The sequence below is a fragment of the Paraburkholderia sp. J63 genome, assembly GCF_905220245.1.
Lineage (GTDB): Bacteria > Pseudomonadota > Gammaproteobacteria > Burkholderiales > Burkholderiaceae > Paraburkholderia.
In genome coordinates this window covers 1-7,712 of record NZ_CAJMZF010000097.1, presented here as the reverse complement: position 1 = coordinate 7,712, position 7,712 = coordinate 1, and the positions used below count along the sequence as shown (strand labels likewise).

5 protein-coding genes and 1 pseudogene are annotated in these 7,712 nt (G+C 65.4%); 2 read left to right on the top strand and 4 right to left on the bottom strand.

The genetic code is table 11. The annotated features are described in order from the left end of the window. Together U5775_RS38385 and U5775_RS38380 are read left to right on the top strand one after the other, a co-directional pair. Positions 1-1,099, top strand: a 1,099-nt coding sequence (locus tag U5775_RS38385; RefSeq protein WP_322063349.1) for an ABC transporter permease subunit, incomplete at its 5' end; no start/stop codon positions are given. 16 nt (positions 1,100-1,115) lie between these two features. Further along, the gene (locus U5775_RS38380; protein ID WP_322063348.1) at positions 1,116-2,450 is read left to right on the top strand and encodes a nitrate/sulfonate/bicarbonate ABC transporter ATP-binding protein; all 1,335 of its coding nucleotides are present in this window, start codon (positions 1,116-1,118) and stop codon (positions 2,448-2,450) included. A 40-nt stretch (positions 2,451-2,490) separates the two neighbouring features. Here the strand turns inward: U5775_RS38380 and U5775_RS38375 are convergent, their stop codons facing one another. From U5775_RS38375 to U5775_RS38360, 4 genes and pseudogenes are all read right to left on the bottom strand, one after another. Continuing rightward, positions 2,491-3,087, bottom strand: coding sequence for a hypothetical protein (locus tag U5775_RS38375; protein WP_322063347.1), 597 nt, complete (start codon positions 3,085-3,087; stop codon positions 2,491-2,493). A 961-nt stretch (positions 3,088-4,048) separates the two neighbouring features. Beyond that, complete coding sequence (locus tag U5775_RS38370; RefSeq protein ID WP_322063346.1) at positions 4,049-6,847, bottom strand: mechanosensitive ion channel domain-containing protein; 2,799 nt, start codon at positions 6,845-6,847, stop codon at positions 4,049-4,051. 355 nt (positions 6,848-7,202) lie between these two features. After that, entirely contained in the window at positions 7,203-7,265 is a 63-nt protein-coding gene (locus tag U5775_RS38365) for a hypothetical protein (RefSeq protein WP_322063350.1), read from the bottom strand. A gap of 35 nt (positions 7,266-7,300) precedes the next feature. Further along, positions 7,301-7,712 (bottom strand): annotated as a pseudogene (locus U5775_RS38360) (phage late control D family protein); the annotation flags it as partial.

Genomic DNA, 7,712 nt, shown 5'->3' with positions numbered 1-7,712 from the left:
GGGCAACAACACGATCACGCTGCCCGGTATCGGCGCGTACCTCGCGCAGGCCATCAGCGAAAAGAACCTGCACGCGATCGGCTGGGTCATTCTCGCGATGACCGTGGTGATTCTGGCCTACGACCAGTTCCTGTTCCGCCCGCTCGTGGCGTGGGCCGACAAGTTCCGCATGGAGACCACTTCGTCGGGCGATGCGCCCGAGTCGTGGCTGCTCGACCTGATCCGCCGCACGCGTCTGATTCACCGTCTGCTCGTGCCGATGGGCTTCATGCTCGCGACGCTCGCGCGCATCCCGATTCGCGTGCAACTGCCGAAGGCCATGCCCGCGGCGAGCGCCGCGCTCACGAAGCGCTCGCGTGCGAGCGACATCGTCTGGGCCGTGTTCGTGATCGCGCTCACGGTGTACGTGGTCTGGCGCGTGGTCGCCTTCGTGCGCACCGGCGTAACGCTCGACGAAGTGGGCCATGTATTCGTGCTCGGCCTCATCACGCTGTTGCGCGTGCTGCTGCTGATCGCGATTGCGTCGGTGATCTGGGTGCCGCTCGGCGTGCTGATCGGCCTGCGTCCCGCGCTCGCCGAGAAGATCCAGCCGCTCGCGCAGTTCCTCGCGGCATTCCCGGCGAACCTGCTGTTCCCCGTGTTCGTGATCGTGATCGTGCGCTTCCACCTGAACCCGGACATCTGGCTTTCGCCGCTGATCGTGCTCGGCACGCAGTGGTACATCCTCTTCAACGTGATCGCGGGCGCGACCGCCTATCCGAACGATTACAAGGAAGCGGCAAAGAATTTCCGCATTCGCGGCTGGCAATGGTGGCGTCAGGCGATGCTGCCGGGCATCTTCCCGTATTACGTCACGGGTGCGATCACGGCCTCGGGCGGCGCGTGGAACGCGAGCATCGTGTCCGAGTTCGTCCAGTGGGGCGACACGAAAATCCAGGCGCATGGCCTGGGCGCGTACATCGCGCAAACGACCGCCGCCGGCGACTTCCCAAAGATCATTCTGGGCATCGCGATGATGTCCCTGTTCGTCACGCTGTTCAACCGCGTGCTCTGGCGTCCGCTGTACACGTTCGCCGAGTCCCGGCTGCGGCTCGATTGAGATGGAGTAAAACATCATGCTGAATCCCAAGATCGTCTCATCCGACCTGCTGCCGGTGCGCCCCGTGCCGGGCGACGAAGTGCTCGCCGTGAAGCACGTTTCGCGCGGCTTCGCGAAGAAGGACGACGAGCGCCTCGTGCTCGACGACGTCAATCTCTCGCTGCGCGAAGGCGAGATCGTCGGACTGCTCGGCCGTTCGGGCTCGGGCAAGTCCACGCTGCTGCGTATCATCTCCGGCCTGATCGAAGCCACCTCGGGCGAAGTGAACTGGCTCGGCAAGCCGCTCAAAGGGCCTGCCGAAGGCGTCTCGATGGTGTTCCAGACCTTCGCGCTGTTCCCGTGGCTCACGGTGCTGCAGAACGTGGAAGCGGGCCTCGAGGCGCAAGGCGTGGGCGCGCGCGAGCGCCGCGAGCGCGCGCTTGCCGCGATCGACCTGATCGGTCTGGACGGCTTCGAAAACGCCTATCCGCGCGAACTCTCGGGCGGCATGCGCCAGCGCGTGGGCTTCGCGCGCGCGCTCGTCGTGGACCCGATGCTCATGCTCATGGACGAGCCGTTCTCGGCGCTCGACGTGCTCACGGCCGAAACGCTGCGCACCGATTTGCTCGACCTGTGGACGCAAGGCCGCATGCCGATCAAGTCGATGCTGATCGTCACGCACAACATCGAGGAAGCGGTGTTCATGTGCGACCGTATTCTGGTTTTGTCGTCGAATCCGGGGCGTGTGGTGGCCGAGATCAAGGTGCCGTTCAAGCATCCGCGCAACCGCCTGGACCCGGCGTTCCGCAAGCTCGTCGACGAGATCTACGCGAAGATGACGGCGCGCGAAGCGGCTGAAGCCTCGCAACGGCGCCTTGAAGTGGGCAGCCGGTTGCCTGATGTTTCCACGAACCTGATGGCGGGTCTGATCGAGACGCTGGCGGCCGCGCCGTATCACGGCCGCGCCGACATGCCGGAAATCGCGCGCTCGCTGCACCTCGAAGTGGACGACCTGTTCCCGATTGCCGAAGTGCTCCAGCAACTGGGTTTCGCCGACGTGCGCGACGGCGACCTGCTGCTCACGCCGCCCGCACGCGTGTTCGCGGAGATGGGCACGCAGGCGCGCAAGCTGATGTTCGCCGATCATCTGCTGCGCAACGTGCCGCTCGCGGCGCGCATCAAGAAGGTGCTCAACGAGCGCCCGGGCCATCGCGCGCCGCGCGTGCGCTTCGAGCAGGAGCTCGAAGATTTTCTCTCCGATGTAGCGGCGGAAGAGACGCTCGATACCGTGATCGATTGGGGTCGTTATGGCGAGATTTTTTCGTATAACGATCAATCGGAGATTTTTAGTCTTGAGGATGTTGAGGCTTGATGTCTTGCGTGCCGCGGTCCAAGCCGCGGTTCTCAGCCGCTTACGGCACCAGACAGGTCAGATGCCCAATCAGGCGATGCCCGTCCTTTACGATCACGGACTGTCTGCGGCGCGCCGCATGCCGTAACGCCTTGCGCACGGTACGCAGATTTGTCGCTATGGCAAGGTCGATCTCGGCGGGTGGCTGCGCATGTCGATAGACCTCGAGAGTTTCAGGCTGCAGCAGATTGAGACAGCGCAGATGCATCTCGCTCGCGGTGTGCTGGGCCGCAACGGCGGGTGACAGCCAGCCCAGCAACTCGGTTATGCGATCGTAGAGCAAGCGCAGGCGCGCCAATGCACCGGCTGGAGTCGAAGGAGCGGGTGCGTTGATGATCAGGGGTATGCCTTTGCGCGGGCGGCCTTCGCCCATGAGTGGGCCCAGCTTCCAGATGGGCTCATGATGAGCAATGCGGTTGCGCAACTCATTGCACAGGTCCAGGCGGGCAAACAAGGCATCGCGATGCTTGAGCTTCGCCCAGTAGGTTGCCTGACGTTGCCGATGGCCCGGCAAGACGTCGACGAGAATCGGCCCCCAGTCCAGGGTATGGTTGTGACTGTCCGCCTTCAGGTTCAGGAGGTGGGGGCCAAAATCCAAAAGTCAGGCTCGACACGACATCGTCGGGAGACGGAGCGGGCACCCGGGGAAGCATCTGTTGCCCTTGCCTGTAGTGGGTGATGTCCGTGATCCTCGATCGGGAATGGGCGCCAAGCGCTACATGCGCGTACCAGTCTTTCGAACCCTGCGAACCAACGACCCCGTAGCGCAGACTCATGGCATGGTGGAACTGATTGCGTAAAATCACCTCAACAAGGGAGATCGTGCGGAACAGCACGGCGCTCAAATCGTCGTTCCATTGGTAAAGCGCAAGCGCTTGCGCGTCGTCCGCGGCGCCGAAGAAACTGCGGTAATTGCTCAGGCGTGCATGCGACAACGCCTGAATGCGCGCCAGATTCCCCGCTGGGTTGGCTTTGAGCTGTTTGAGCATACGTGTTATGATCGTGCTGTAAGCGCTTGGGTTACATGGCTTGGCAGCTCCCTCCTCGGACGGACGCCCGGTTCCAAGACGCAAAAGAGGAAACGGCCGCGTAAGCGGCCGTTTGCCTTTGTGCCTGGCCCAGAGGTGGCCTTTCTTTAGCAGAACGGCCAATCCCGCTTCCGCATCTGCCAGATCCACTCCCTTCTCATCTTCGATCGCATTCACGTAGCGCGCAACGCTCAGATTGCAGTCGTTTGCATTTCGTCCTTGTTTCGTCCTGAATCATTAGTCTTGCCCGGCGGCTGACGTTCCATTGGAGTTGCCGGGTCTCTTCGAGGCGGCTTGTGACTGGGCAATGTGCACACCCAAAGGTGAGCTTCTTCAGGAGCAGCGGCATTGCACGCGCATCGCCCCGTCGCACCGCACGTAGGTCATTGATTGGACTGAGAAGTCCGCCGCGCGCCGCATGTGAGGCAACGGCGCCGCACCGCTTGAGGTGAGTATTTCCGGGAGCGCGCGAGTAAAGAAAGAGACGGTGAGGCCGGCGCGCGCGAGCCGCGCACCGGCCACGGCATCCATTCAATTCGGCTTGCCGCGCGGCGCTCCGCGCGTATCGCCCGAACCGCCGTCCTTGCCGTTGCGCGGCTTGGCGCTGCCACTGCCGCCGCCCTTCGCGCCGCCGCGCGTTTCATCGCGTGCGCGCGCATGCGTCGTGTCGCGATCGTCGTCGTCGCTCGCGCCGCTTTCATCGTCGCCGTACATGCGCCCTTCGACGTCGCCCTCGTGCGCGAGGCCCACAAGGAAGCTGCGCTGCGGATTGGCGAGCTCGATGCCGCGCTCCGTGAAGCGCGCCAGCACGCGCCGGTTGAATTCGCGCTGCACGCCCCAGCGCGCCGAGTCCTTGCACTGGATCTGGCCCACGAGCGTCACGCTCGCGCCGTCCACCTGATCCACGCCCCAGTACGCGAAATCGCTTAGGATGCCTTTCTTGTACGCTTCGTCGCTGCGGATCTCCGCGCCGATTTCCTTGAGCGTGTCGATGGCGCGCTGCAGATCCGCGCCGTGCGCGATCAGCACCTTCACCGCCGCATTGCCGATGCCGCGGTTCGTGTTGTTCACCGTCGTCACCGAGCTGAACGGCACCGTATAGAGCGAGCCGTCGCCGCCGCGCAGGCGTACCGTGCGGATCGAGAGGAACTCGACCGTGCCCGAGACGCCCGCGACCGTGATCCAGTCGCCCACCTGCATGGCGTTTTCGGTGAGCAGGAAGATGCCGGTGATGAAGTCCTGCACGAGCTTTTGCGAACCGAAGCCCAGCGCTACGCCAAAGATGCTTGCGCCCGCAATGAGCGGCGCGGTGTTCACGCCGAGCTGCGAGAGCGCCGTGAGCCCGACCACCACGAAGATCGCCACGAAGAGCGTGGTGCGGAACATCGGCAACAGCGTGCGCAGGCGCGCGGCGCGCACGAAGTCGCCCGCGTCGGTCCAGCTATTCAGGCGCCGTTCGGCGGCGCCGTTCGCCGCCTCCCAGATCACGACGGCCACGGCGATGGCGATGGCGATCGTCAGCAGCGCGGAGCCAAGCAGATGCCCGATGGGCGCGTTCGAGATGAGCCGGCCCGGATGCAGGCCCCACACGTGCAGCAGGATGTCGATCGTGACGATCCAGAGCGCGGCGGTCACGATGCGCCGCAGCGCCGGGTAATAGCGATACGCGCGGCGTTGCGCGATCGTCATGTTCTCGCGGTTGCCGCTCGGATCGAACACGCGGCCGAGCGCCCCGAGCGTGACGATGGCCAGCATGCGCACGGCGAGCAGCACGGCGAGCGAGACGCCGCCGGCGCGCAAGAGTTCCTGGTAGCCGCCGCGCAGGTCGAGCGCCCACACGAACCAGAGCGCCATGACGACGAAGACTGCGGCGATGGCCCAGATGTCGGCGAACCAGTGGACGAGATAGGCGAACGAGCCGCGCTCGGCCGACGACTTGCGGATGGCCGCGGCCACGGGCTGGCGGCACTGCAGGATCGCCACGGCGAGCGCTACGTGGACGAACAGGATGACGAGCTTGAGCAGGGCGAGATGCGCGTCCTCGGTCATGCCGAGCGGCACCGCGCCGCCGAGCGCGCCACCCACGCCGCCGATGATGACGAGGCGCCGGAGCCAGCGCTGCGCGAACGCGGCCCACGTGCTGGAGAGCGGCATGAGCCGCAGGGCATCGGAGTCGGGCGCGAACAGCATGGTGCCGATGGTGACGATGACGCGGCAGATCACCCACGTATCGACAAGATGACCGACGGCGGCGGCGGGCGCGGCATCGTCGGGACCGAAGAGCGAGAGCACGCCGGCGGCGCACAGCCCGAATGCGATCACGGGCACGAGTTCGAGCAGCGCGACGAGGAACGCCCAGGGCAGCCGCTTGAGCAGACGCCAATGATGCGCGCCGCGAATGCGGTGACGCGCCTCGCGCGCGAGCGAGGCGACACTCTGCTTGTGGGAATCGTCGGCGACCGCGGCGAGGGCGCTCGCCTTCGCGCTGGCGTGCTCATCGAGGCTGGCGTCTGCGGCGGCTTTTGCGGTGGCGTTCGCGGAGTTGTCCGCGTTGTCATCGTCGGCGGCAGGCGCCATGCCTGCGGCTGCGCGCAGGTTTTCCTTGTCGGCTTCAGCTTGCTGCGCATCGGCGGCTTCGGACGAGGCCTCCGGATCAGGCGTGACCGCAGCGTTCGACGCTGCGGCCGGGCCATTTTTGTCGTCGGCGTCCTGCGTGGCGGCCGCGTGCGCGGCGAGCGCGCGATGCGGCTTGCCGATCGCGCGGCGCAGGAGCGCCTCGAGCGCGAGCGCGGGCACGAGCGTGAGCAACAGCACGCGTAGCAGCGAGACCAGCATCGTGTGGCCCTCGGGCGTGCGCAGGCGCATGCTCCACCAGTCGCGTGCGGACGTCACGTTGAACAGCGCCCCGCGCGCGCGCAGCAGTTTTTTGCCGATGACCTGGGCGCCGTGTGCGGCGCCGTCGGCGATTTGCAGCACGAGGCCGTTCGAGCGCAGCGCGTTCGCGAGCGGCGCGGAGGCCGCCGCGCCGCTCGCCGCCGATGCCGCGGCGGCTGCGCTGGCCCCCGTCGTGGCCGAAGCCGCCGACGCCGGCGTCGCGAGCGCGCCCGCTGCGGCGATCGCTCGCAGCGTGTCCTCGACGTGGGCACGCTGGACCGGATCGTTGAGCACCTGGAGTGCCGAATGCGCCTGTGCGGGCGTCAGCACGACGGGCGCAGCGGGGTTCGCAGCGGACGCGGCGGCCGGCGCCGCCGCGCTGCACGGCGTGGCGCCGAGCAAGGCCAGTAACAGCGTGCACGCGAAGGCGGTAATCAATGCGTTGAGACGCGGCATGAAACGTGATCGCAAGCGGAAAGAAATAGGCATCCTGGGCATGGGGAAAAAGCGATATCGAATCCTGTGATTTGCAGAGCGGCCGGACAAGGCGAATGGGGACGCAACGGTTTTCGTGCCCGCAACTTGAAGGCATGGCAACGTGGGCGGGGTTGACTCGCGTCGACACCTGTCCGGAAGTGGTTCGACGGGCCGCCGCAAGTTTCGTGCCCTGATTCGCAATGATTCGTGCAGCGTGGAGGCTCAGAGTATGCGCCGTGCGACGGGGTTTTGTCGTCGAGGCTGCATCGCGCCGGGGCGCGGCGATTTCGGCGCGATCAAGAAATGCGTGCGGAAAGCGGGGAATCAGCGAGGACTACTGCGCGGTGTTAGCGAGCGGTAAGCCGGTTGAAGGGTCGAGATGTTTGGCTTTCGCCATCTGGTTGATGAGTTCGTCGGTGGGCTTTTGCGGGGGTAGCTACCCGTATATTCGTAGATCTCCGTCTGGGCTGGCAGACTGCCCTGATTGGCCATCGTCGGAGTCGATGTGCTTGTGGGATTGAAGGTCGTCGACGGATTCTTGTAATCGAAGGTGCGCGTCGACAGTTGCACGGATTGCAGCGTGCGTATGCCGGACCACTGCGTGATGGCGTCGGCTTCGCTATTCGTCGCCGCGCGGTAAAACCCGATGGTCTCGGGCGATAGCGGCTCCAGGGTTTGAAGCCGGTCGGTAATCACCAGGGCGTGCGATTTGCCGTCGGCCGCCTGTTGCCAGATTCCGTAGAGCCCTTCGGACTCCATCAGGCGATGGACGAAGTTCCAGTCGAACTCGTCCTGGCGGCAGTACGAGCGTGCTGGCAGCGGCTTCGAGAGGGCGAAGCGGTAC

Coding starts and splice junctions, on each gene's coding strand:
- U5775_RS38380 (WP_322063348.1), top strand. CDS start 1,116: ATGCTGAATCCCAAGATCGTCTCATCCGACCTGCTGCCGGTGCGCCCC.
- U5775_RS38370 (WP_322063346.1), bottom strand. CDS start 6,847: ATGCCGCGTCTCAACGCATTGATTACCGCCTTCGCGTGCACGCTGTTA.